Source organism: Dickeya poaceiphila, assembly GCF_007858975.2.
In the GTDB taxonomy this organism is placed as follows: Bacteria; Pseudomonadota; Gammaproteobacteria; order Enterobacterales; family Enterobacteriaceae; genus Dickeya; species Dickeya poaceiphila.
This window is the reverse complement of record NZ_CP042220.2, coordinates 3,796,165-3,821,257: the sequence shown is the minus strand read 5'-3', so window position 1 is coordinate 3,821,257 and position 25,093 is coordinate 3,796,165. Positions and strand designations below refer to the sequence as shown.

Below are 25,093 nucleotides of genomic sequence, written 5' to 3'. Positions count from 1 at the left end.
ATAAAAATCTAATGGACTATGATTAAACGTGTCTAGCAATCAGATAAAAATTTCCTATGGAAATGACTTTTCCATTATTAAATTGATGGATTTCTTATCAATCAATGTGACATTAATCGTCAGTGCCAAGATATTCTTGATGGGCATAGGCGCTTTTGATGATGTCATTATGATTAGCCTGCTATTCTCTACCTCTTTTCTACTTGTTGGGGAATATACGGGCTTATATCAGAATCGGCTTAAAAATATGCAGTTTCGTGGACAGAGAACGCTGTGGGTGTCCGCATTGCTATCTGTCATATTTGTTGAGGTGGTCAGGACATATGCCGGTACATTATACTCGCTAGGGCTGTTGCACCAACTTGATAACATATATTTTCCTTCTACATTTTACTGGTACACCCTTTCTTTATGCGTTCTCTATCTGATGCGTTTAATTACGTTCAAATGCATGGCTAAAAAACGGATTCGGGTGGCGATTGTAGGATTAACCCCTGGCGGGTTAGCAGCGGAAAAAGCCTTGCTCAAAGAGTACGCTAATATGCAGTTAGAGTTGGCTTTCTACGATGATCGCAATCCATCCCGCTTTGGCTACCTGATAAAGAGTGAATTTAAAGGCAAGGTGAGTGCGCTGGTTGAGGAAGCTAAAGCTGGCCGGGTAGATGAAATTTATATTGCACTGCCGATGATTGCGTTGAAACGCATTCGCTATTTTCTGTCGATGATGTCTGATACTACAGTTGATACTTATATTATTCCTGATCTTTATTCTTATAGTTCATACGTATCACAGCTTCGTTCCATTAATAATATTCAAACCATCAGTATTTTTAGATCGCCGTTTGACGGTCTTGGCTCAGTAATTAAGCGTGCGGAGGATTTGATCATTGGTGGAATTATTACGCTGATGATTTCGCCGTTGCTATTAGTGATTGCTATCGGCATCAAGCTGACGTCGCCTGGGCCGGTGTTATTCAAGCAGGATCGCTACGGCCTGAGTGGCAACAAAATCAAAGTGTGGAAATTTCGCTCGATGCACGTGATGGAGAATAGCGATGTTGTGAAGCAGGCAACGAAAAACGATCCGCGCGTTACACGCTTTGGTGCTTTTTTACGCCGGACCTCGTTAGATGAATTGCCTCAGTTTTTCAATGTATTACAAGGTACAATGTCAATTATTGGTCCCCGGCCCCACGCGGTTGTGCATAATGAACAGTATCGGCAACTGGTCGAAAATTACATGATTCGCCATAAAGTGAAGCCGGGAATATCAGGGTTGGCGCAGGTTAATGGTTATCGTGGTGAGGTGGATACCCTCGATAAAATGGAAAAACGGGTTTACTACGATATTGCCTACATTCAAAGCTGGTCCCTCTGGCTGGATATCAAGATTATCTTTAGAACCATTTTCAAAGGCTTTATCGGTGAAAATGCGTACTAAATTGATCATTGCTGCGGGAATGGTAATACCTCACCCTTCCTGGGCGGAACTGGTACCTAAATCGCATATCGGTATTGCGGGTATTGATTTTCAAAGCCAGCTTGGTCTGGATTATGGGCATGAGAGTAACGTGACCAATCAGGCTTATCATCAAGACGTGATAGGATCTGATTTTCAAAGCCTCAAGCCAACGCTTAAAGCTATTGGTCAACGTGATCAGGACCGCTATTTACTGATGTATTCTGGGGATTATCGTCATTACGGCAGCGCCCCGGCGGATAATTATACCGATCATCTGTTGCGATTTAATGGCGCATGGCGCTATGGGCAAAGGCATGGGATAGCGCTTATTCTTGATGACTCCCTTGGCCATGAAGCGCGTGGGAGTGGTATTACCGAAGGATTTCGGCCTCAACAGTTGCGCGAATTTGGTATTCATTCACCGTTGAGTAACACGCTTTTCAATAGCGAATTACGTTACAGCTATGGTACACCGGGTGGGCGAGGTAAAGCCGACGTTGCTGTGTTGTTTAAAAAACTGCGTTTAGGCCATACCGGTGATATCAGAAATACCGATATTGATTTTTATAACTATATCCTTGGGCAGGAATGGCATGAGAACGGTTTGGTAGCAGAACTCACTGACCAATACTCCCAGGCAACGCGCTTTAACTACCGCTTTACTCATAATCAGCGGCGTTATGAAATCGATGCTAAAAAAGACAACAACGACTATTACCTGGAATACGGCGTCAAATCGCAGCTTACAGGCAAAACCCGTATTGATGCGAACGTATCCTGGTTATACAAAACCTTTGATAATAACCCGAATGCCAGGGATTTCAGTGGCGTCAACTGGAACATTCAGGGTGAGTGGAAGCCGGTTAAACAGTCTGCTTTTATCGCTCATACGGCACAGCGCATCAAAGATCCGACAGAAGTCGGTGGCTATATCATGGTGTCTGAATATGGTATCTCTTATCAGCATGTTTGGCTGGTTGGGAAATTCTCTACCACGTTCGATTATTCGTACCTGACAGATGATTACAAGAATTATCTGGATGATCGTAAAGACAGGAACAGGGTATTCACATTCGCTATGAACTATAGCGTCAGGCCCTCTATTAACGTTGAAGTTAAGTACCAACTAAACACGCTCCGTTCTAATAAAAATACTGATTCTTTCTTTATTGGCCCTGATGGTAATCGCCAGGTCATCAGAACGCTGGGCCACGATAACTCTCTGATTATGTTTACAACTAAGGTACAGATCTAACGTGAGAATAATAAAGCTGTGCATTTTTCTGTGCCTGAGCGCATTGCTGGCCGGATGTACCCTGTCAAGTCCGCAGCAGATGGACAAACCTGACAGCGAGGACACCGGTTATCAGTTAGATGAAGGCGACGCCGTCAATATTCTGGTATACGGCGAGCCTGAGATGACAATGAAATTCATGTTGGATAAAAGTGGCGCGATTACTTTTCCCTATATCGGTCAACTGGTGTTGAAAGGAAAAACGCCGGGGCAGGTGAGCGAAGAATTGACTCATCGCCTGCGTGGTGACTATCTGCAAAATCCGATGGTGACGGTCAGCATCGCCGAATTCCGGAAGTTCTATATCACGGGTGAAGTTCACAAGCCGAATGGGTATGGCTACGAGCCGGGGTTGACCGTTGAAAAAGCGCTGGCGTTGGCCGGTGGATTTACTGATCGTGCAGACCGCAAAGATATTGCTATTCGTCTGTCGAAGAGCAATCAACTGATTGAAAATGTTGATGTAAGACACACAGTTCATCCCGGTGATACCGTGATTGTTGGTATGAGTTTTTTCTGAACATGAGTCTATCTATTGTGGAAAACGGCAAAAAGCTGGAAAGCACCATCGACTTTTCCCGGTTTGCCCAAGAACTCAAAAAAAACGGCTGGAAGATAGCCCTGTCTGGCTTGGTTGCTGCGGCAGTGGCATACCCGCTGATTAACATGATCACGCCTAAATATGTTTCGACGGCCACGGTGCTGATTAAAGCGCAACAAGATAATGTTTCACCCTTGCCGCAGGTCGATGGCTACGATTCCACCCGCAGTGGCTATTACGAAACGCAGTATGCGTTGATGCAGTCACGTATTGTGCTTGAACAAGCGGTACGGGACATCAAATTGTACCAAAATTCAGCGATTAACGGTGATTCTGACAAAAATGCGGATAACCAGGCTGATGAGCAACAACAGGTTGATCGTGCGCTGAAAGCGATGGTGCCAAACCTGACGATTAACGGTGTTCGCACCACGCATCTCGCCACTATCTCATATGAATCGGCATCGCCGGCGCTTTCGGCTGAAATCGCTAACGGGGTTGCGCAAGCATTCATTAATTATACGGCGAGACAAAAACACCTTAAGACGTTAAAAGCCAGGGAATTGAACCAAAAACAGATGGAAGAGGTGTGGCAGCAAGTTGTAGCGCAGCAGGCCGCTATCGATCAGTTTCTAAAGAGAGAAGGGTTGCTCACGTTCCGTGGTGTGGATGGTTTTGAAACGGAACAGTTGGGTATCGTCACCACGAAGCTGGCGGATGCTACCCAGCGTCGCATCACCGCAGAAACGAACTATAACAGCGTACGTTTGAATGCAGGAAAATCGCTGGAAAACATCATTTCGCTGCCCGATATTTCTAATCATGCTCAGATTCAGGATTTGCGCATTGCGCTGACGCAGGCCCGACGTTCTTTATATGATTTACGCAAACGCTATGGGCTGAAACATACCAAGATTTTGGAAGCGGAAGCCCAGGTTCAGGCGATTGAGGAACAGACCCGCACCGTGTTACTCGAACTGGAAACGGGGCTGAGTAAGCAGTATCAAGCGGCGCTGAGGGATGAAAAATACTATCAGCAACTGTTGGATCAACAAAAAGCGGCCTTCCAGACGCTGGCGTCTAAACGTGATGAATACAACAACCTGACGACGGCGCTGGAGAAAACGAAAGAACTCTATAAGGCGCTCTATCAACGCACCAAAGAGCAGACGCTTGCCGGCAACTACTTAGAACCGGATGCGGTGTTGTATGACCCTGCGGTGCCGGCTGACAAGCCGTCGAAACCGAATAAAGCGATGCTGCTGGTGATGGCTGTCATGCTGACCCTGATTTTCTCGGTGGTTTATTTCATCGTGAGAGCCGCGCTGGATAATTCAATCAACAGCATCAGCCAGATGAAAAAGCGCCTTAATGTGGAGCCAGTGGGTGAAATTCGCCGTTTTACCAATGGGTTGAGACGAACACAGGTGGTGCGCTTGATAACCGAGTCACCGCTGGATGTGGATATTGTCCACAGCATCAGGACCCATATTTTGCTGTCTCATCCATCCTGCCAAACCATTGCCATCAGTTCGACGGAAGCCGGTGAAGGGCGATCACTGCTGGCGCATTTGCTGGCGACATCCTTCAGTGCGGACCAAAAAACGCTGCTTATCGATCTGGATTTCTTTAACAACGCCGGATTGACGCAAGATTTGGCGCAACCTTCTGCGATTGGCATGGCAGAAATACTGCAAGACCAATCCATTATGGATGCCGCTCTGGTGACGGTCAGTGAAAATTTAAGCTTCCTGCCGCGTGGTAATGCACAGATGTCTTCTTTGCTGATGCTGTCATCCGAACAGGTCGCAACGTTGATGGCGGAACTGAGAACACGTTATCAGCGAATAATTATTGACGTGGCTGCTGTGAATCAAACTCAGGATATTCAACTGATTAATCGGGTGACCGATGGGCTGATTTTTGTATTGAAAGCCGGTGCGTGGCGTGCTGGCGATGTGTTGAGTGCCATTGAGAAAGTGAAACATCACCACGCGGTGCTGATTGGCGCGGTAATAAATCAGGTGGCTGATAACGACCTTGAAACCAAAGAGGGAATACGTTCCCTGAGCCATCACATGAATGCGCTCATCAACCGCACAGGTCATCTATGAGTTTAGTGAAAATATGAGTTTACTGAAAAGTGTTTCTACCATTGCGAGTTCCTCGGTGCTTTCACAACTGATTGGCGCGTTGTCTATCTGGCTGATTTCTCATAAATATGATATGGCCGAGGTGGGGATTTACGCGCTGAACTACAGCATCGTGCTGGTGGGGGCACAGGTCTGTACCTTTGCATCGCAACTGCTGATCCCAAAACAGCAAGACAGTGAGTTGGCGCAAAACGTGGTGTTCAGTACGCTGCAAAGCCTGATTACTGCGGTGCCTTACGCCGTACTGACCGCATGGTTGTTCCAGCAAAACGTATTCTTTCTCTACCTGCTCACGCTTTCCTATGCGCTGGTATTGATAGCCGAGAATTTATCGCTGCGCGCGGGCAACTATCGTTTTCTGGCTTTTCAGCGACTTTCTGTTTCGACGGTGGTGGTATTGTCGGTTGTGTTCACCTCACATAGCTCCGCCTTTTATTGGGCTTGGGCTTGCACCATGATGGCGCTGATTAGCGGCTGCATCTTGTATTCATTTAATATTCACATCATTACGTTTAGGCATTTTAGTCTGCAGCGTAATACGGCATTCTTTACTCAGCATTTTCACCACCTCACCCGCGTTGGCAGTGCGGAAGTGCTGGCGATGGTAAATAATAATTTGCCGATTATGCTGATTAATTTTTGGTTCTCTTCGTTGACTGCGGGTTATTTTTCGGTGGTAAGCCGTTTTTGTCTGTCGCCGGTTGTGATCATCGGCAATGCGGTGCGTAACTCTATTTTTTCGTCATGGTCCGCCGATTTTAGAAATAAGCGATTTAACTATGATGAATTCAAAAAGGTTCGTCGGGTATTATTGGCAGCAGGCGTCATCTGCACATTAGGTGTGTTTGTGTGTTATCCGTTGGTGATGAATCTTTTTTTCAGCGAGGAATGGATCAATTCCATTCCTACGTCTCGCTATATGTTACCTTACTTATTCCCGGCGCTGGCAGTATGTCCGTTGACGGTGATTGAATTAATATTTGGATCTCATCGCTATTTTCTGCGTATTCAGCTGGAGCAATTAAGTATTGTATTAATCGCTTTTGTGATAGTGCCTTATTTTTATCATCAGTATGCTACATCAATGATTCTTTTTTCGGTATTGACGCTGGTGCGCTACGCGTTCATTTATATAAAAGTGAATAAGCGTGCTAATGCGCTGAAAAGCATGATGACTGAATCATGAATTTAAATACCGGACATTATCTGCAGGCATATGTCTTTATTACGTTGGTGTTTTGTGGGCTGACGCAATATTTCACCGGTTTGCTGGCGGTGCTGTGGTTACCCTTTTTTATGGTTCTGATCATGTCAGCGCTGCTCATCATGCAAACCCGTTACGATGGATTGCATTTAGATACCCAGGAACTGATGGTTATCACGCTTTATCTCTCTTTTATGGCGATGGCGTTGGTGTCTACGCTATTGCAGGGGGGAATAACCGTCACCATTGTCGGTTTTAAAAACGAGATTGCGTTATCGCTGATTATGTTTTGCCTGTTGCTGGGATTTTGCCGGGAATCACAAATTTATCGCGTGACCTGTAGCTTGTATTGGGTGTTCTACGCGCAATTTCCCGTCGTGTTTTATCAGGTGTTATTCGTTTTACCAAAGCGGGTAGCCTTGCGTGGCGAAGATGAAAAATGGGATTCCGTGGTCGGTACTTTTGGCGGCGATCCCATGGGTGGCGGGAATACCGCAGCGATGGGGTTGTTCTGTCTGCTGATTATGCTGCTGAAAGTGTCGGAGTTTAAACATGGTTTGACGTCCTTTAAATCCACGGCATTACATATCATTTTGGGATTTAGCCTCTGTATCCTGGGAGAAGTGAAGTTCGTTATCCTGATTTCACCGTTATTACTGGCCTGTGTTTGGATGATGCCGGGTTATATTAATGGATTGAGTAATGTCAACCTGAAAGCGATTTTACTGATTTTGATCGGCATGGCGTTACTGATTACCGTGGCGATTACGATTTTGGCTTCTGGTTACTCCTCGGCGTTTGGCAGCGATCCAACAAAAAGCGCCGCTAGCGTATTTCTGGATTCGTTAAGTTATATTTTCGATACCAATTATATTATGGAATCAGGTGAGCTGGGGCGTTTTACTACCCTATTTTTCTGGTTGAAGAATCACGATATGTGGGGACCTTCCGGTACTTTATTCGGTTATGGATTAAATGCAACCAATAGTGGTAGTGCCGTTTCTCCGGGGTTTTTAAATATTATCTATAACCTGATTATTGATTCGACTTCATTAAGTGTGTTGCTATGGGAAGTGGGTGTGGTAGGAACACTATTTTTTATTGGATTAACTGTTTATATATTAATTATTGCACATCCAAAGCCAGTGCTGGAGCGTAATGAGTTAGACCGGCAGGATCTGCAATTGCTAAGTTTTTCTCCGGCATTTAATGTGTTTGCAATTGGCTGTCTGTTGAGTCTGCCCTATAGTCAGATTCTGATGATTATTCCCATGTTGCAATTCCTATTTTATTTATCACTAGGCTCAAGTCTGGTGATACGCCATTCTGTCCACCGTTATACGGGAAAGACTGTATGAGTGATAAACCTTTTATTTCAGTGAGTATTAAAACGTTCAATGAGGCGGAATGTATCGAGAAAACTATCGATAGTATTCGTCGCCATATTGCCGATTACCCTCATAAAATTATTGTTGCCGATAGCTTGTCAACCGACAACACTCAGCAGCTTGCCAGCGCCAAAGGCGTAACCGTGGTGTCGCTGACGGAACCGTCTGAACGCTGTTGTGGCGTGGGGCACCAGCTTGGCTATCTGTACAGCCAGGGGGATTATCTCCTGCTAATGGATGGCGATATGGTGCTGGAAGACGGCTTTATTGAGCAAGGGATTGCATTTTTGGCGGCACATCCAGAGTACGCCGGCGTGGCTGGAACGGTAGAAATGGATGATGCGGCAAATTATGAATTTAAATCGCGCAAGCAACGCATTCATAAAATATATCCGCTGGGCGATTGTAGCCATCTTGGGGGCGGGGGGTTATACCGCCGTTCGGCCATTGAAAAAATAGGCTATCTCACCCACCGCAGCCTGCATGGTTATGAAGAGGCTGAATTAGGCATTCGTCTGCACGCTGCCGGATATAAATTACATCGCTTGAGTGTGCCTTATTTTCGTCACACCTCGTACACCATGCCAACATTTAAAATGCTGCAATATCGTTGGACAACGGGTTTTCTTTGGGCGCCGGGCGAGTTGTTGCGCAGCGCATGGGGCACCCCCCATTTCCGCGAGGCATTAAAAATTGTTAAAAACGAGGCGATTTTTGCGGTGTATCTGTTGGCGCTGCTGCTGGGATTATTGACGTTTAGCGCCAGTGTGATTGGCATAACGTTATTGCCGTTACTAATTTTTGTGGCATTAAAAACGGTTAAGAACCGCTCACTATTGAATGGATTGCAAAGCGTGATGAACCTGACGGTATTTTCGGCTGGGTTGGTAAAGGGGTTAAGCAGAACAATGCGCGACCCTATGACTCCGCCAGACAGCAAGGTTATTCATGAATAGGCTGGGATGATGAAAGTTTTATTAGTCAATAAATTTTTCTATATCAAGGGTGGCGCAGAAACGGTTTATTTTCAGGAAAGTGAAATGCTGAAAGCAGCCGGTGTTGAGGTTATCGCTTTCTCCATGCAACATGAAAATAATTTCCCGTCAGACTACGCGCCCTATTTTGTCAATAATGTGGATTACCACCAGCACAGTGGCGTGGTAGCGGCGGTAAAAACCGCGGTTAACTTTATTCATAATGCGCAAGCCTGCAAAAAGTTGTTGGCGCTATTGCGTAAAGAAAAACCGGATATTGTCCATTTCCATAATATCTACCACCAGCTTACGCCGTCGTTGATTAATGTCGCACGGAAGTTTGGTTGTAAAACCGTGTTAACGGCTCATGACTACAAAATTATCTGCCCTTCATACACCATGCTGCGTGATGGCAAGGTTTGCGATGCTTGTTTAACCGGTTCGGTCTTTAACGCGGTTAAATACCGTTGTCAGCAGGGTTCTGCATCAAAAAGCCTGCTGCTTTCGCTAGAGGCGGCCTGGCAGAATATTGCCCAAAATTATCAGGCGCTGGATGTGATTATTTCACCCAGCGAATTTTTACGCAGCCAACTCATTCGTAAACTGCCGCATTCTCGTATCGATGTTATTGTGAACGGGATTGATGACAGCCAGCCGTTAGAGGACATTGAAGACGAAGGTTATTTTCTGTTTATTGGCCGCCTGAGTCGGGAAAAAGGCGTTGCTACTCTGGCCCGCGCACATCAGCAAATGCGGAATAAAATCCCGTTAAAAATAGCGGGTAGCGGACCGCTGTATGACGATCTGATCGCACAATTTCCGAATGCGGAATTCCTGGGTTATAAACAACAGGGCGAAGAGCTTAATACGCTGATTAGAAAGGCTCGTGCGGTGGTGGTTCCTTCCGAATATTATGAGAACTGCTCAATGTCGGTACTGGAGTCTATGGCGTTCGCCAAACCGGTGGTGGGTGGTCGTATTGGCGGTATTCCCGAACAAATCCGCGATAATATCGATGGCATTTTATTCGAGCCGGGTAATGTCCAGGCGCTGGCCGATGTGCTTGATGACCTGGCGGTAAATCCACAAAAAGCCAGAGAAATGGGATTGAACGCGCGTCAGCGTCTTAGCGAAAAATATTCATTGCATACACACACAGCATCTTTATTAGCGCTTTATCAGGAAATAATAAGCGAAAAATAATATGACAACTAAGATTACCGTCTTGGGTACACGTGGTATTCCAAACGTGTCTGGCGGTGTGGAAACACATTGCCAAAATTTATACCCAACTATAAAACAGCACTTTGATGTAGATATTTGTGTTCTGGCACGCTCACCCTATGTCAATTATAAAGAATCACAGTATCGCGGAGTGATGACCCGTGCGTTATTAGCGCCGAAAAAACGGTCATTAGAGGCAATCGTTCATTCTGTTCTCGCTGCATTTGCGACCTGTTTTGATAAGTCCACTGTGGTGCATGTTCACGCTATTGGCCCCGGCCTGGTGGTGCCGCTGTTACGTTTATTGGGTAAAAAAGTGGTTTTTACTCACCATGGACCGGATTATGAACGTCAGAAATGGGGATTTCTGGCTAAAAAAGTGCTGTTGCTGGGTGAAAAGGTTGCAGTGAAATATGCCAATGAAGTGATTGTGATCTCCGAAGTCATTAACGAGATGATCAAAAGAAAATATGGCCGGGATGATGCGCATCTTATTTATAACGGTGTGAGCCTATCTCAGCAATTGACACCTGAAGTGATTAATCAAACGCTGTCGCGTTTTTCCCTTCAGCCGCAAAATTATGTGGTTGCAGTAGGCCGTTTCGTGGAAGAAAAAGGTCTGCACGACCTTATCGCCGCCTATAAGCAATCAGGCATCCAGATGCCGCTGGTTTTGGTTGGCGATGCTGATCACCCGACTGCATATAGCGAACGGTTAAAACAGTTAGCCCATGAAACCCCCAATGTGATCCTGACCGGATTTTTAATGGGGCACGAACTACAAACTGTCTTTTCACAAGCTAAACTATTTGTAATGCCCTCATATCATGAAGGGTTACCTATTGCGTTGCTGGAGGCAATGTCGTTCTCATTGCCTGCCGTGGTCAGTAATATTCCAGCCAATCTGGAGGTGAAATTAGCATCAGACGCGTATTTCAATGTAGGAGACGTGGCAGATTTATCTGAAAAAATCGCACAGCGTTCTAAATCGTTATCTGTTGATTACTCTGAATATTTACAACGGTATAATTGGCAAAAAATCGCGCAACAAACGATGGCCGTTTACACCTCAGTAAATAAATTATCGAGTTAATACATCAATAGGTTAATAGTGAACGAATCTAATAAACGCCCGTTAGTCATTGAACGCTTCTATGAAGCGCTTGATGACAAAACCGACACAGAACTGACATCGGAACAACGACTGGCCGTTGAGCAGGCAGTGTTGTCTGTCACGGCATCGTCAATGCATTGGATCGATGTGCGTAAAAGTTTTCCTTTTTTGAACCGGCGCTATTACTTCGTTTTTTTGTTCGGTCTGGACCACCGTAAGCGTCCACGTAAAGAATCGACGCTATTTCGCATTCTGCTGACGGCGTTGATCCTGTTTCTTGGGTTGTTCTGCACGCTTGCGACGTTATTAACGCTATATATGATTAAGTCTGCCTTGGGTATTGACATTTTCCCACATTTCCACTTAGGGATTTGGGATTGGTGGCTCAGCCTGAAGGATCACTGACCTCCGGTTTCTGCTGATGTGGAAATAAGGAGTCATAAATGAACTTTAAAGTTATTGCGTTAGGAGGTTTGTTATTTTCGGCGTTGGGGATGGCTGGCGAATCTATGACGACCGTCACTCCCAGAGGGCTAAATGGTCCGTTAACCAATCCGGGCAATGGCGTTGCCAGCTTTAATAAAGGTAATAGCACCACATTATCGCTGGCTGATTATCCTGATACCGGCATTGAATATGATCGCTTTTACTGGAGCGAACTGGAGCCGGCAGAAGGGCAATATAACTTTCAGCTTGTGGATACCGTTTTCGATCTGGCTCGCCAGCATCAGCCTGCGATGGCGGTAGGGCTGCGTTTTATGGCTCTGGATGAGCCTGCCAGTGGTTCAAAAATTCCTGATTGGTTGATCCAAAAAGGCATCAAAGGGGAGTGGACGCCGGATAAAAAAACGTTTGTACCGGATTGGACCGACCCGGTGTTTATCAAATACAGCCAGCGTTTGCTTAACGCTTTTGGTAAGCGTTATGACGGTAATTTAAACCTGGCTTATATCGATATTGGCTTGATAGGTTCATGGGGCGAGTGGCACAACAGCAATTTTCCCTCGATTAAGCCGCTACTGGAGCGCTATACCTCAGCCCAACTGGATACATACGTCAGCATGTATGTTACGGCGTTTCCCAACAGCCCAAAAATTATGTTAATTAACGGTGGCGATACGCTGGCAAGTGCAGCGAAACAAGGCGCGGGATGGCGTGCAGATTGCTGGGGAGACTGGCATAACTTTTCAGCAACATGGAGTCACATGCAAGATTATTATCCTCAACAGCTACAGAATGCTGGAGTCCTTTATCCAAATTTTAGTTCTGTGTGGCAACGTGCGCCGGTGAGTCTGGAAATCTGTGGTTATATGTCGGAGTGGCAGAGCGTTCAGCATTATACGCGTGAGCAAGTGCAGGCGACATTTGACTGGGCGCTGGCACAACATGCCAGTACCATTAATTTGAAATCGCGCATCGTACCCGCTGCATATCGGGATATTGTGGATAACGCGTTGACTAAACTTGGCTACCGTTTCCGCCTGGCTTCTTTAACCCATGAGTCTGAATTGGCGAAAGGGCAGAGCCTGACATTAAACAGCCAGTGGTTTAATGACGGTGTAGCACCCATTTATCTGAAATATGATTTGGCTTATCGTGTAGCGAATGATGCTAATAACGTGATGATTATGGGTAAAACGACGGAGAATGTCCGTGCCTGGCTGCCGGGGCAGCATTCGTTCATTTATCAACTGGCAATGCCGGAAGCGCTGCCAGCCGGGCAGTATAATATCGATGTGGCGATGCTGGATGCGAAAGGGGTATCACGAATTAATCTTGCCAACGAAGGCAAACAGGCTGATGGTTGGTATCGGGTTTCCACAGTAACGGTGCGCTGAGCGCGGAATAAAGAATAGATATTCATATGCTGAAAAATATTGGCCATGTATGGCGTGAAGTTAAAGCAGCGGGCAGTGTTAAAGCTAAACTGGTAATATTGTTGTTTCGCCTTGCTACCCTCTACCAGTCATCAAATGCGCTGCTGAAAATTATCAGCATTCCTTTTGTGATTCTGAATAAAGTTATTAATGAGTGGGTGTTCTGTGTGGAAATTCCACACAGAACCCAAATTGGGTTTGGGCTGAAAATATATCACCCTCACTGCATTGTGGTGAATTATGACGTAATCATTGGGGACAACTGTACGTTACGGCAGGGCGTGACCATTGGCAGTGTGATAAACCGTGATGGTCAGGTCACGAAAAGCCCGGTATTGGGTAACCAGGTGGAGCTTGGCGCCAATGCCATTCTGCTTGGCGATATTACGTTAGGTGATAACGTAAAAGTGGGGGCCGGAACGGTGGTCACCAAGAGTCTTGCTGCGAATAAAGTGGTCGTGGGGTATGGGGTCAGGGAGTTGAATTGAGTGCGTGCAGGCGCTGTGTGCGTGTAGTCCCCCCAGAATTTAGTCTTACCGCGTAATAGAGTTCTCTGGTTAAAAAGCATCCTAATGCAGTTAACCGTGAACTTTTACATGTTGAAAATTAAACCTAAACCATACTCAACGAATTGATAATAAATGAAAAACAATCAAGCCAGCATTATGATTGATGTCAGTATCAAAACATGGTTATCATGATGCTATTTTTTGATGCTGAGATTATGGATTGTGGAAAAAGAGCTTGAAGATTATTTAAGGGATGTCTTGAAAGTTTGCAGTTCTCGGGCGATTTTTGTAATAAATCATATCGTTCAATATGGATCAATAAACTCTGAACAAATTAGAAATGCTGGTTTTGTTCATGGAGCTCGCGCCGTTGGTGATGTAAGAGACAACGGAGTTCCACTAATAACTAGAAACATTAAGAGTTCTGACAATAGAACAATAGCCGAATATATATTTGGTCCCGCTTCAGATATTAAAAAACACAAATTCGGCGGTAGAATAAACTTTCCTCACTCTTTAAAAGGTAAACTTATAGAGCGTGATGGCCTATTCTGTTCAATATCTAAACAGCCTCTTCCCGCTTATGAATTACAAATCGATCACAGAGTTCCATATTATATCTCTGGGGATATTGCAGGAGAGCGCAACTCTGAAGATTTCATGCTTCTATCAAAATCTATGCAGAGATCCAAATCCTGGGACTGTGAGCATTGTGAAAATCTGAAAAATTATTTTGATCTAAATATTTGCAAGACTTGTTACTGGGCTACCCCAGAAAATTATACACACGTTGCGATGCGCACCCAGAGAAGTATAAATCTGACCTGGGAAGGTAAAGAAGTTAAAGATTTTGATAGCCTATACAAGGAGAGCGTTAACATTGGCTGCTCTCCTCAGGAATTGATAAAAGCTATAATTCACAAGCGCTATAATGGTTAGGCGAACATTTTAAGCTGAACGTTTCCCCTGGTAAATTCACCCCGTTCAACCAGAGCGGGAGATAGATATAGAGACTCAATAGTCACATCATCTCTTCCCAGAAGGGTGGCCTGACTCGATCTGCCAGCATGAATGCCTGTTTTTGTCAGGCCTAACTCTGCTGGCAGTTCATTACCATAGGTCCTATCTCCACAAGTCCCATCAAATGATAGTAGATAAGGAATACCGCGCTGATTAAGGTCACTAAGCCCTTCGATTAAACGCTCCAAATCTAATAAATATGCATACCTAGGATCTTTTTTATTGCTTGTTCCTTGCCAAGGTGGATCCATATAAACAACATCTTCAGGAGTTACATCTTTGAGTATTTCCATGAAGTCACCTGAGCGAAATTCAACTTTTCCAGATAATAACCTCGATACTCTATCAGCTTCCCTTTTCACACGATCAGGCTTCGTTCCTAGTCTCCGATTATCTGGAGATTGATTAAACTCGCCTTGAACATTGAATCTAATAGCATTTTTTACACAACGTGCGACTAAATAAAGAAACTTAACTGGATCGTTATCAATATTGAACTGATTTCTGGTTTTAGAAAAAAAATCTTTTGGATCATAAAGTTGGGCATTCCAAAGTCTATGGTACTCATCCGCAACCTTATCGGGAGAATCAATGATAGCCTTCCACAGGTCAATTAGTGGTTTATATTTATCACCTATAACATAACCCCTTGCTATTTCCTGACTCGCAGCAGATAAGGTGATTGCAGCCGAACCAGAAAAAGGTTCAAAAAGTCTTCCTTCAACCTTAAATTCAATATTACTTAATATTTCATTTGCTATTTTTCTTTTACTTCCTTGGTAAGGAATTATATGAGGAACACTCATTTTAAATGGCCTCTTTATTTACTGAGTAATACTGTGTTCCACCACGTTTATTTACTATGAATATTGGTGTTTGACCATTTTCTTTTCTTCTTTTTTCACGCCTATAAATTATCGAATAAAGCGATTTCTCCGGAGTTTTTCCAGCCAGACTAGTATTATCGATAGCATTTATTGCATTAACTATCTCTCTCAGATTTAGAGGCTGCACAGCAGACTCTAACACTTGGAGCATAAGTTGTTCATTACGACTCACATTTCTGTCCCAAGGCATATATCAAGCACTTTTTATGGCTATTAATAATAAGATCATAGCATGCAATGGCATGCTAGGTCTACAGCTTACATAGTGGCTCTGACAACTAAATAGCTGCGCCAAATAGTAGATCACTTGGAGGTAACTCAGTCCGAATTGTGCGTTGCTGGTACAACTTGTGAAACACTTACCCTGTGATTTCGGTTACCAGTGTCAGCAATGTCAACAACACCGCTTAATGACCGCTTTGGGTGCGGACGATTTCCTGGACTGGTTGATTAGATTAACCCCAGTCTTTTCCGGTACGTTTCAGGGCTCACTGCGCCCAGCGACAGCTTGATCCGATGACTATTGTACCAGCGGATGTAGCCATCCACCTGCTTCATAAAGTCATCCAGCGTTACACCTGACCAGTTGCGACCATAATACATCTCGTTTTTCAGCCGTCCGAAGAACCCTTCGCACGCCGCATTATCCGGAGAGCAACCTTTGCGCGACATAGAGCGCACCAGGCCCGAGGATGATATTCTCTGTAACCACCCCGGCCACCGGTAATGTCCGCCGCGATCGCTGTGTATGATCGGACGTTCGGGCGGTTTTAGCGTGCCGATCGCTCTTTCCAGTATGCTGTTGGCAAGCATCGCGTCTGGCCGGGTGCCCAACGACCAGCTCACCACCTTACCGTCGAAGCAGTCCACGACTGGTGACAGCCACACTTTGCCTGCGGGCAGATGGAACTCCGTGATATCCGTCAGCCACTTCTGATTGGGCAACCCGGCGGTGAAGTCCCTCGCAAGAAGATTATCAGGGGCCACCCCGATTTCTCCGCAGTACGAGCTGTAACGCCGTCGACGGGCTGTACTGACAACAAGCTTTTCTTCTGACATCAGCCTGCGCACGACTTTTTCAGAGAGCCGGACGCCTTCATGACGGAGCATTGCGTGCAGGCGGCGGTAGCCGTAACAGCGGTAGTTGGCGTGGAAGATCTCCGACAGGCTGACGCGCACACCGGCGTGTTTATCACCGGCACGCAGTGCTGCACGGTGATAAAAATAGCTGCTGCGGGCGAGCCTCAGGGTGCTCAGCAGCACTGGCAGTGGATGTGTATCTCTGAGGGCATCAGCGACCTTCGTCTTTTCCCTGTTTGTCAGGGTGCTGACGCTGATGCCCGGGTCTTTTTTTATTATTTCCTCCGCCTTCTTCAGGATATCCAGTTCCAGCTGCTGGCGCTTTACCGCCTGAGTGAGCCGGGCAAGCTCTTCCCGTAGCGCATCACGTTCCTGGATAAGGGAGGGGTCGTCATTTTTTCGCATGAACTGGTAAGTCTCATCGCCGATGGCCTCGTCTTTCCATTTATACAACACCTGCCGGCTGACGCCCACGTCCTGTGCGATTTTTTGGGCGGGGATGGTCCGGGTACACAGATCCCTGACGGCCTGCAGCTTAACCTCCGGCTTAAAGGGCGCGCTGGCGTTTTGCACACTGGTGTGGATGCGTCGCCAGCCGGGATGGAGTTCATCTATCCAGCGAATAAGAAGCGCACCGCAGGGGTATCCCAGCGTCCTTCGGGTATGGGCAAGGCAGCAGCCGTGCGTAAGGTAATGGTCGACGGCGGCCTGTTTCTGCGCATCAGAGTAGCGCTCTTTGCGGGGCAGGCAACTGATATCGCCACTGCTGGCTTCCCATGCCTGTACCCATCGCCGGAGGTTGCGTTCTGTGGGGTAGCCCAGTTCACGAATAACAGAGGTGATCTTTCTGCCGAATTTAAAATAGAGCTCAATAGCGCGAAGGCGCTCAGCTTTGGAATACATAAATTATCTCCTGAGAGTCCAGGAAATCGTCCGCACCCCCAAAGCGGTCATTAAGCGGTGTTGTTGACACCAGCGCTCCCGCTGGAGCACTGAGCTGCTGACAATAAAAATCAATGAGATAACAGGATGCCAGTTCCATGCCGGTATAATCCGTCGCTGGTTGCCTGCGGCGGGGCTGGTATGGTGACGGGCCGTACCGACACTGTATATCTGTGACCCGCACCAGGCAGAAAAAATGGCGGCTATCCATAAAGTTTATTACGCTTTGTTATTAAATCCTCAGAAAGACAAATTATTTATCTTCCCGCTATCGGTCAAAAATTTTAATGCTGTATAACCTACTATTATCTTAGTGACTAATTTAATAAAGAGGTGTTAATGAGTATTGAAATTAAAATAATCAACCAACCGGCTGACGATAAGCAGGTTATGGAGTTAATACAAATTTTAAATGATTCTCTTTCGAATATCAGCGGTAGTGATGGTTCAAAACGCGCAGCGTTGTCCAATTTTTCCGAGGAGGGCGCTTTATTTTTGTTGGTTTTGAATAAGGGTAAGGCTGTAGCTTGTGGTGGGTTTCGGCCATTAATGGCACATGTGTGTGAAATTAAAAGAATGTTTTCATTAGAAAAAAATAAGGGATTTGGTCGAATGGTCCTTCAGGCTCTGGAAACGGCTGCATTTGATTATGGTTACCTTTCTGTCTGCCTTGAGACTCGGAAGGTAAATGAGGCTGCGGTGCGGTTTTATTTGGCAAATGGTTATCATGTTATTGATAATTATGGTGTTTACAAGGGGCGGGAAGAAGCGATTTGTTTTGAAAAGAAACTATTAGGCTAAATGGCTTCTCAAATTAGTCGATCACGTAAATGGAACTGCGGATTTGGGTTGAACGATCTGATCAATCGCCAAAAATCATACATCACCAACCGAACTCAGCGATGCCGATCATAGCGGCTATCTCTGGTGAAGAGCGACAACTAATGCGTAAAGCAGCCCAGCAACGCGTGATAAACATCATGCCAGACGGCTTATTGCCGTACTGATGCTGCATGAGGAATGACCGTCACCGAGGTCGCCAACATGCTATACGCTACCCGTTCTTCCGTTGGAAGAGGGATAAATTAGTTTACTTTACAGGGCATTGAAGGGCTAAAAGCCTCAGATCAGCACGTGCTCCACTGTGGCTGTCCGCCGATATTATTCAGGCGTTGCCGCTGCTGATCGTCAACAGGCTTTTTGATATAACGCGTCACCGCGCCACCTTGCATTGGTATCTGAAACAGGCAGATACATGTGGTCATTACTGGTCAGATAAACCAATTTATGAATGCCGATTTGTCGTTACCCGGTAATAAGTATGGGCTGGTTAAAGTGGAGCGGTAATATGATGCGTTAATTAATGTATAAGAAAGTCATATCAATTAAAATATGGCTGCTTTCAGATGTGAATTAAATCATTTTCCAGATTTTATTTCTTTATATTGCAATCTTGCGTAATTAAATTTTGTACTTTTTTATTTTTTTGGTTTTTTATTTTATATTGATGTTTTTGTTTATTTAAAATAATATTCTTTATTAAAATAATTTTGTGGTTTTTTGTTCTTTAAAATAGTGCCTTTGATAGTTGTTAACTGTATAATTAATGTCTTTTGTTTGTTTTTTATTTTAATGTTTCATTTTTTTGTGGTTGCGTTGGCAGTTATTTGCATTTGGGTTTATATTCGAATTTAATTAATTTAAATGACTTTGTTGTCGTGTTTTTTGAAAAAATAATGTTGGAGGTTATTATAGTTTTTATTCTTTCTTTTTAATTTTTTATTTGCCGGGAATATAACTTTTTTATCGGAAATAAGGCTCTTTCTTTGAGGATTGTTTCTTAATGACTGTTATATCTTGGTGGATAGAATGAATATTGCGATTGTTGCAATGCAGGGAGTTTTTCCCGATGCAGAAGATGTAGATGCTTTATGGCAGAATATCCGTAGCGGAAAAGTCTCCATACCTGAATTTCCTCCGACTATTCAGGAAAGACCTGGGCAGAACTGGATACATCGCCGACCACTATTAACTCATCCGGAATGGTTCGACGCTGCTTTTTTTGGTTATACCCCGATTGAAGCTGAAGCGCTGGATCCTCAGCTTCGCTTGCTGATGGAGCAAGCCTGGCTGGCGCTGGAGCAGGCGAATGCCTGTCAGGAACACCAGCGTTTACGCACCGGTATCTTCGCTGGCGTGCGCCACTCCCGTTATTTTGAAGAACATTTGCAGCACAACCCCCGCCATTTAGCCGCGCTGGGGGCTGATTACTTGCAAATGATGAACCGCAAAGACAGTGCAGCAACGCTGATTGCTTACCGTTTAGGACTGGGTGGGCCGGCCATTAGCGTCAATACCGCCTGTTCAACGTCGCTGCTTGCCGTTCATTTAGCCTGTAACAGCCTGCTCACCTGGGAGTGCGATGTCGCGCTTGCCGGAGGGGCGGCGATCCCGGCGTTTCAACCCGAATCCCAGTTGGCGATCCCCGGCGGTTTTTTATCACCGGATGGCCTGTGCCGCCCCTTCTCAATGGATGCTAATGGCACGATTGATGGTGCTGGCGTTGCACTGGTGGCGCTGAAACGGCTGGATGATGCATTACGTGATGGTAATGCTATCCATGGCGTGATCCTCGGCAGTGCGGTCAACAGCGATGGCAATGACAAAGTGGGATACTCTGCCCCCAGCGTCAGCGGACAGGCGCGTGTGATTACGGAAGCGCTGGCGGTGGCAGAAGCGGATGTGGAAGATATCGGCTATGTGGAAACTCATGGCACTGGTACGCAACTGGGCGACTCCATTGAGATTTCCGCCCTTACGCAGGCGTGGAATCCCTACACTGACCGCAGCGGTTTTTGCGCATTGGGTTCCATCAAGGCAAATATCGGCCATCTGGGGGCGGCAGCTGGCGTGACAGGGTTGATTAAGGCGTGTTGCGCAGTGCGGGAGGGGGTGATTCCACCACTGGCGCATTGCGAAACGCCTCACCCCGCGCTGAAATTAACCCAGTCGCCGTTCCGTATCCCACAGCAGGCGGAACCCTGGCAACCCGGCAAAAAACCACGGCAAGCCGCAGTCAGTAGTTTCGGTATCGGTGGCACAAATGTACATCTGATCCTGCAACAACCCCCTGAGGTCACTGCATCGCCATTACCGGCGAGCCACGCATCACTGCTGGTGCTGTCGGCGAAAAGTCCCGCCGCGCTGGAGAACCAGTGCCACCAGCTTGCTGCGGCGCTGGCATCGCGCAGCGATGCGGAGTTGCCCGGTTTCGCCACCACGCTGGCATCGACCCGTAGTCATTTTGCTTGTCGCGCTGCGATTGTCGCTGAAAATATCGCGCAGGCGGTGAAATCGTTGCAGACGGTGCGGCCGGTAACCGCAGCGGTCGCTGGCGCTGGTGATGTGGCATTTTTGTTCCCTGGGCAGGGTTCGCAACATACGCAAATGACGCTGCCGCTGTACCGGCAATGCGCCGACTTCCGCAACTGGCTTGATGAGGCGGGGCAGAGTATGCGCCGCCACGGCGGCGGCGAACTGCTGCCACTGCTGATGTCAGAAAGCGAAACGTTGATGTTGACGGAATATGCCCAGCCGACGCTGTTCGCTACCAGTTGGGCGCTGGCGCAGTGGTGGCGTCAGCAGGGGATTGAGCCAACGGTGTTATTGGGCCACAGCATTGGCGAATGGGTGGCCGCCTGTCTGGCGGGAATATTTTCACTGGATGACGCCATGCGCCTGGTTTGTCTGCGTGGCCGTTTGATGCAGGCGGCAAGGCCCGGACGCATGTTGTCCGTGGCATTAGACGCGCCAGCGTTGCAAAAGCAACTGCCGCCGGAGCTGGAGATTGCCGTTATCAACCAGCATAACGCTTGTGTGGTGGGCGGCGATGCGGTGCTGCTTGAACAGCTTAGCCGGCAACTGGAAACACAGGGCATCGCCTACCGCCTCCTGCATACCTCCCACGCCTTTCATACTGCGGCAATGCTACCGGCAGCGACCGAGTTAGCCCAGGCAGTGGCTGCCACGCCACGTCATTTCCCTTCAATCCCGATTGTGTCCAATGTGACCGGCCAGTTGCTGAGCGAAGAGCAGGCGCTTTCAGCACAATATTGGGCGGAACATCTTCGTCGTCCAGTGCAATTCGCTGCCGGGTTGGAATGTGCCGCCGCTCAGGGTGTGGATATTTTTCTGGAGTGTGGCCCCGGTACGGTATTGGCATCGCTGGCGCGCGGCGTTTTACCTGCTGCGACGGTTATCAGCAGCCAGCCTCATGCCTCGCGGGCAGAGCAGTCAGTCTCCGCGCTGTTGCAGGCCGCTGGCGAGTTGTGGGCGCATGGCCAGGCTATCGATCTGAGCGGATTGATGACTGCGCCGTTAGATCTGCAACGTTTTCGTCTGCCAGGCTACGCCTTTGAGCGCAGCTATCACTGGGCAGAACCTCATCCTGTGGCTGACACCGCGCATCTGAGCCAGCTTCTGGCGACCGGCGGCGTCACTCTGAGCCTCGACGGCAAAGAGTATTGCAGTCAGCAAGAGATCCAATCCCTTTTCAGCCAGCTGATTGCCCCGCAGGTTGAATCCCGTAAATTTTCCTCAGCGGAGAACCTCACGATGAAACAATCTGATGCAAGCAGTACGGAACCACAGAATGACGTTCAGCAACAGATCACCGCTATCTGGCAGGACGTGCTGGCTTTACCGGCTATCAGCCCGGATGAAAACTTTTTTGACCTGGGAGGTAACTCACTCTGGGCTTTGCAGATTGTCAGCAAAGTTAACGCTCACTTTGGCTGTGAAATTCATCTGTCTGAGTTACTTCACGCCGCCACCATCAGCGATCTCACGGCTCTGGTCGAACAGCGTCTGCTGAATAGCGTAGATAGCGCAGAGCTGAGTGTGTTGCTGGAAGCGTTGGGTGAGTTCTCCGAAGAGGAGCTGTACGCGCTGTTGCAGGAAGAGCAGGGACAGGCGTCATGAATGACTTTCTCAAAGAAAAACTGGCGGGATTAACCCCGCAACAGCGAGAGCAACTGCGCCAGCGCAGTGCTAAACGAGCGCAGCAGCCACTGCCAGAGGCAGCAGGCGAGCTTGATTTTAGCCTGTTTTTTTTCTCGGCTAACGATGAAGAGGGGGCGGTTAATAAATACGACATGCTGTTTCGCTGTGCTGAATTTGGCGATAAGCACGGTATCAACGCTATCTGGTTGCCTGAACGCCATTTCACCCCTTTTGGCGGCTTGTACCCGAATCCTTCGGTTCTGGCCGCAGCGCTGGCGGTACGCACTGAAAACCTGGAACTCCGCGCCGGCAGCGTCGTGGTGCCGCTGCATAATCCGGTGCGGATTGTCGAGGAGTGGTCGGTAGTCGATAACCTCTCCGGCGGTCGCGTGGCGCTGGCGCTGGCCAGCGGATGGCATAAAGGGGACTTTGCTTTACTGCCCGAAGCCTGGCATGACCGGCGTGAACGTGTCGCCAGCGGTATGCAACAGATGCAACGCCTGTGGCGCGGCGAGGCGGTCGCCATTCCGGGCGTGGACGGGGAGAGCGTCGAGGTGCGCACATGGCCGCGACCGATTCAGCCAACGTTGCGCTACTGGCTGACCTGTAGTTCACCTGAAGGGTGGCGCCGTGCCGGAGAGCAAGGGTGCAATGTGCTGTGCATGTTGGGACATTCTCTCAGTCTGCTGGAAGAGAATATTCATAACTATCGTCAGACGCGTGAGCGGGCGGGATTCGATCCGCAGAGCGGGGTGATTAGCATCATGCTGCATACCTATCTGGATAATGATATTCAGCGGGCAAAGGAGCTGGTTCGCGCACCCATGCTGCGCTATCTCGAAGGCTATATCCGGCAATACGACAACCTGGTGGAGGCGGATATTCGCCAGAATGTGAATGCCAACAAAGCGCAGTTTCTCGACTTTGCTTTCGAACGCTATTTTGAACAGGCCGCGTTGTTTGGCCCGGTCGAAAAATGCCGCCGTTTGACCCATACCCTGAGCGCCATGGGGGTGAATGAAATCGCCTGTCTGATTGATTTTGGTATCCCCCTCGACGCCACGTTGACCAGTCTGGCGCTGTTGCGCGAATTAGCGCCCACCCACTTTCGTGAGCAAAAGGTAAACTGATATGTCCAGTGTCTCTTCGTCCCTGCCGACCCTGACTCCTGAGTTAAAAAATAAACTGCTGGCCCAGTTGTCACAGCGCGCCAAAACCAGCAATGACGCGCAAGAGGCACTGGAAACGAGGCTTGCGCCATGGCTGATTCTTGATCAGCGGCCATTGCTGACGCTTTTTGCCGCAGGTGAAGAGGCGCCGGTGGATGCGGTGTCCATTACCTGCCTGAATGATCGTGTGGTAGGGAAAGGTTTCAATTTGCGCGATATCACCCACGGTATTTGTGGCGACTTGCCGTTGCTCAGCAATATTCGCCAGTTGCCTGAAGGGCGTATTGCCACGCTGACGCTGCCGCGTACTTACGGGCAAATCTATTCGCAAAGCGGCGATATCGTCCGGCTGGTTGAACAGAGTCTTCATATTGCGCATTCACTAGGCGCCCGTGCTGTTTCACTGACCGGGCTGATTCCATCGGCGACGCGCTATGGTCAGGCAATTCGCCATCAGGCGAACCAGCCGTTGATTACCACCGGACATGCCACCACCACCTCGGCGGTGGTGCTGTCTTTGCAGAAACTGTTACAGTCGGCAGGGCGTGATTTGGCTGATGAAGATCTGAGCTTTATTGGCCTGGGATCGGTGGGTACCGCTGCGTTGTCTCTGATGTTGACGGTTCTGCCGCATCCTCGCAGCCTGACATTGTGCGATCTCTACACGCGGCGTGATGCGCTGGAAACATTAATGCGTTATTTGCGCGAAGAGCTGCATTATCAGGGCGAACTGCGCTTTGCACCTTCGCAGCGCACTTGTCCGGAAGAGATCTATCAGGCGACGACATTAGTTGGTGCGACGAATGTGCCGAACGTGGTGGATGTGGCACGCCTGCGTCCAGGCTCGCTGATTGTCGATGACTCGGACCCTCACTGCTTTGATGTCGCACAGGCGATTGAGCGCCTTGAAACTCAGAGCGATATCCTGTTTACCGAAGGTGGCGCATTGCGCGCGCCTGGTGAGATTCAACATCGTATCTACGTGCCAAAAGCGCTGGAATGGGCACTGCAATACCCGGCGGATGACGATAACGCGCATCATATTACCGGTTGTATTCTCTCCAGCCTGTTTTCCGGCAAATTTGATTATCCCGCGACGCTGGGCATGGTGGAGCCGCAGCACGCGGTCACGCACTACCAGGCATTGGTCGAACGTGGCTACCAGGCGGCCAATTTGCATTGTGGTTTCTGGCGTGTTCCTGCATCCGCCATCGCTGCATTCCGTCGTCATTTTGGTGCAGAGGAGGCATGAGT

Annotated in this window: 20 protein-coding genes and 2 pseudogenes; 19 read left to right on the top strand and 3 right to left on the bottom strand. The window is 47.7% G+C overall.

The genetic code is table 11. The features are described 5' to 3' along the window. The first annotated feature begins 28 nt into the window (after positions 1–28). The 13 genes from Dpoa569_RS17125 to Dpoa569_RS17065 all read left to right on the top strand — a co-directional run bounded on the left by Dpoa569_RS17125 (position 29) and on the right by Dpoa569_RS17065 (position 14,679). A complete protein-coding gene (locus Dpoa569_RS17125) occupies positions 29–1,441 on the top strand; it encodes an undecaprenyl-phosphate glucose phosphotransferase (protein ID WP_128569664.1) in 1,413 nt (470 codons plus the stop codon). Beyond that, positions 1,431–2,717: an outer membrane beta-barrel protein gene (locus tag Dpoa569_RS17120; protein WP_042868342.1), complete on the top strand. Its 1,287-nt coding sequence runs from the start codon at positions 1,431–1,433 to the stop codon at positions 2,715–2,717. The genes Dpoa569_RS17125 and Dpoa569_RS17120 overlap by 11 nt, the downstream gene beginning before the upstream one ends. A gap of 1 nt (position 2,718) precedes the next feature. Continuing rightward, on the top strand, positions 2,719–3,276 hold the full coding sequence (locus tag Dpoa569_RS17115; protein ID WP_042868344.1) for a polysaccharide biosynthesis/export family protein: 558 nt from the start codon (positions 2,719–2,721) through the stop codon (positions 3,274–3,276). A gap of 2 nt (positions 3,277–3,278) precedes the next feature. Further along, positions 3,279–5,411, top strand: coding sequence for a GumC family protein (locus Dpoa569_RS17110; protein ID WP_146411595.1), 2,133 nt, complete (start codon positions 3,279–3,281; stop codon positions 5,409–5,411). A gap of 13 nt (positions 5,412–5,424) precedes the next feature. After that, positions 5,425–6,636, top strand: coding sequence for a lipopolysaccharide biosynthesis protein (locus Dpoa569_RS17105; protein ID WP_042873748.1), 1,212 nt, complete (start codon positions 5,425–5,427; stop codon positions 6,634–6,636). Next, the gene (locus Dpoa569_RS17100; RefSeq protein WP_042868348.1) at positions 6,633–8,012 is read left to right on the top strand and encodes a hypothetical protein; all 1,380 of its coding nucleotides are present in this window, start codon (positions 6,633–6,635) and stop codon (positions 8,010–8,012) included. The genes Dpoa569_RS17105 and Dpoa569_RS17100 overlap by 4 nt, the downstream gene beginning before the upstream one ends. After that, complete coding sequence (locus Dpoa569_RS17095; RefSeq protein ID WP_042868349.1) at positions 8,009–8,998, top strand: glycosyltransferase family 2 protein; 990 nt, start codon at positions 8,009–8,011, stop codon at positions 8,996–8,998. The genes Dpoa569_RS17100 and Dpoa569_RS17095 overlap by 4 nt, the downstream gene beginning before the upstream one ends. A 9-nt stretch (positions 8,999–9,007) precedes the next feature. Next, entirely contained in the window at positions 9,008–10,219 is a 1,212-nt protein-coding gene (locus Dpoa569_RS17090; protein ID WP_146411730.1) for a glycosyltransferase family 4 protein, read from the top strand. Position 10,220: 1 nt separating this feature from the next. Then, positions 10,221–11,333, top strand: a complete 1,113-nt coding sequence (locus Dpoa569_RS17085) for a glycosyltransferase family 4 protein (RefSeq protein WP_042868350.1) — start codon at positions 10,221–10,223, stop codon at positions 11,331–11,333. 18 nt (positions 11,334–11,351) lie between these two features. Further along, positions 11,352–11,759, top strand: coding sequence for a membrane protein (locus Dpoa569_RS17080; RefSeq protein WP_042868352.1), 408 nt, complete (start codon positions 11,352–11,354; stop codon positions 11,757–11,759). A gap of 38 nt (positions 11,760–11,797) precedes the next feature. Next, positions 11,798–13,192, top strand: coding sequence for a DUF4832 domain-containing protein (locus Dpoa569_RS17075; RefSeq protein WP_042868354.1), 1,395 nt, complete (start codon positions 11,798–11,800; stop codon positions 13,190–13,192). A gap of 26 nt (positions 13,193–13,218) precedes the next feature. Continuing rightward, positions 13,219–13,719 carry a serine acetyltransferase gene (locus Dpoa569_RS17070; protein WP_042868356.1) on the top strand — a complete coding sequence of 167 codons (501 nt, stop codon included), beginning with the start codon at positions 13,219–13,221 and terminating at the stop codon, positions 13,717–13,719. Between the two features lie 243 nt (positions 13,720–13,962). Continuing rightward, on the top strand, positions 13,963–14,679 hold the full coding sequence (locus Dpoa569_RS17065) for a hypothetical protein (protein ID WP_042873749.1): 717 nt from the start codon (positions 13,963–13,965) through the stop codon (positions 14,677–14,679). Here the strand turns inward: Dpoa569_RS17065 and Dpoa569_RS17060 are convergent. The 3 genes from Dpoa569_RS17060 to Dpoa569_RS17050 form a co-directional block, all read right to left on the bottom strand. After that, positions 14,676–15,566 (bottom strand): DNA adenine methylase, encoded by an 891-nt coding sequence (locus Dpoa569_RS17060; protein ID WP_050569381.1) that lies wholly within the window; start codon positions 15,564–15,566, stop codon positions 14,676–14,678. The genes Dpoa569_RS17065 and Dpoa569_RS17060 overlap by 4 nt on opposite strands. 1 nt (position 15,567) lies before the next feature. After that, complete coding sequence (locus tag Dpoa569_RS17055; RefSeq protein WP_164837097.1) at positions 15,568–15,819, bottom strand: HTH domain-containing protein; 252 nt, start codon at positions 15,817–15,819, stop codon at positions 15,568–15,570. Between the two features lie 278 nt (positions 15,820–16,097). Continuing rightward, a complete protein-coding gene (locus Dpoa569_RS17050) occupies positions 16,098–17,630 on the bottom strand; it encodes an IS3 family transposase (protein WP_146411592.1) in 1,533 nt (510 codons plus the stop codon). Between the two features lie 67 nt (positions 17,631–17,697). Here Dpoa569_RS17050 and Dpoa569_RS17045 point away from each other — a divergent pair. From Dpoa569_RS17045 to Dpoa569_RS17025, 6 genes and pseudogenes are all read left to right on the top strand, one after another. Continuing rightward, a pseudogene (locus Dpoa569_RS17045) lies at positions 17,698–17,883 on the top strand (IS630 family transposase); the annotation flags it as partial. Positions 17,884–18,008: 125 nt separating this feature from the next. Further along, entirely contained in the window at positions 18,009–18,470 is a 462-nt protein-coding gene (locus Dpoa569_RS17040) for a GNAT family N-acetyltransferase (protein WP_050569382.1), read from the top strand. A gap of 101 nt (positions 18,471–18,571) precedes the next feature. After that, positions 18,572–18,922: pseudogene (locus Dpoa569_RS19670) on the top strand (IS630 family transposase); the annotation flags it as partial. Positions 18,923–19,538: 616 nt separating this feature from the next. Continuing rightward, positions 19,539–22,649 (top strand): type I polyketide synthase, encoded by a 3,111-nt coding sequence (locus tag Dpoa569_RS17035; RefSeq protein WP_050569383.1) that lies wholly within the window; start codon positions 19,539–19,541, stop codon positions 22,647–22,649. Next, positions 22,646–23,800, top strand: coding sequence for a MupA/Atu3671 family FMN-dependent luciferase-like monooxygenase (locus Dpoa569_RS17030; RefSeq protein WP_146411589.1), 1,155 nt, complete (start codon positions 22,646–22,648; stop codon positions 23,798–23,800). Before Dpoa569_RS17035 ends, Dpoa569_RS17030 begins: the two co-directional genes overlap by 4 nt. 1 nt (position 23,801) lies before the next feature. Further along, a complete protein-coding gene (locus tag Dpoa569_RS17025) occupies positions 23,802–25,091 on the top strand; it encodes a hypothetical protein (protein ID WP_050569385.1) in 1,290 nt (429 codons plus the stop codon). The last annotated feature ends 2 nt before the right edge of the window (positions 25,092–25,093 follow it).

Coding starts and splice junctions, on each gene's coding strand:
- Dpoa569_RS17040 (WP_050569382.1), top strand. CDS start 18,009: ATGAGTATTGAAATTAAAATAATCAACCAACCGGCTGACGATAAGCAG.
- Dpoa569_RS17090 (WP_146411730.1), top strand. CDS start 9,008: ATGAAAGTTTTATTAGTCAATAAATTTTTCTATATCAAGGGTGGCGCA.
- Dpoa569_RS17070 (WP_042868356.1), top strand. CDS start 13,219: ATGCTGAAAAATATTGGCCATGTATGGCGTGAAGTTAAAGCAGCGGGC.
- Dpoa569_RS17120 (WP_042868342.1), top strand. CDS start 1,431: ATGCGTACTAAATTGATCATTGCTGCGGGAATGGTAATACCTCACCCT.
- Dpoa569_RS17035 (WP_050569383.1), top strand. CDS start 19,539: ATGAATATTGCGATTGTTGCAATGCAGGGAGTTTTTCCCGATGCAGAA.
- Dpoa569_RS17025 (WP_050569385.1), top strand. CDS start 23,802: ATGTCCAGTGTCTCTTCGTCCCTGCCGACCCTGACTCCTGAGTTAAAA.
- Dpoa569_RS17100 (WP_042868348.1), top strand. CDS start 6,633: ATGAATTTAAATACCGGACATTATCTGCAGGCATATGTCTTTATTACG.
- Dpoa569_RS17075 (WP_042868354.1), top strand. CDS start 11,798: ATGAACTTTAAAGTTATTGCGTTAGGAGGTTTGTTATTTTCGGCGTTG.
- Dpoa569_RS17105 (WP_042873748.1), top strand. CDS start 5,425: ATGAGTTTACTGAAAAGTGTTTCTACCATTGCGAGTTCCTCGGTGCTT.
- Dpoa569_RS17110 (WP_146411595.1), top strand. CDS start 3,279: ATGAGTCTATCTATTGTGGAAAACGGCAAAAAGCTGGAAAGCACCATC.
- Dpoa569_RS17060 (WP_050569381.1), bottom strand. CDS start 15,566: ATGAGTGTTCCTCATATAATTCCTTACCAAGGAAGTAAAAGAAAAATA.
- Dpoa569_RS17095 (WP_042868349.1), top strand. CDS start 8,009: ATGAGTGATAAACCTTTTATTTCAGTGAGTATTAAAACGTTCAATGAG.
- Dpoa569_RS17085 (WP_042868350.1), top strand. CDS start 10,221: ATGACAACTAAGATTACCGTCTTGGGTACACGTGGTATTCCAAACGTG.
- Dpoa569_RS17030 (WP_146411589.1), top strand. CDS start 22,646: ATGAATGACTTTCTCAAAGAAAAACTGGCGGGATTAACCCCGCAACAG.
- Dpoa569_RS17050 (WP_146411592.1), bottom strand. CDS start 17,630: ATGTATTCCAAAGCTGAGCGCCTTCGCGCTATTGAGCTCTATTTTAAA.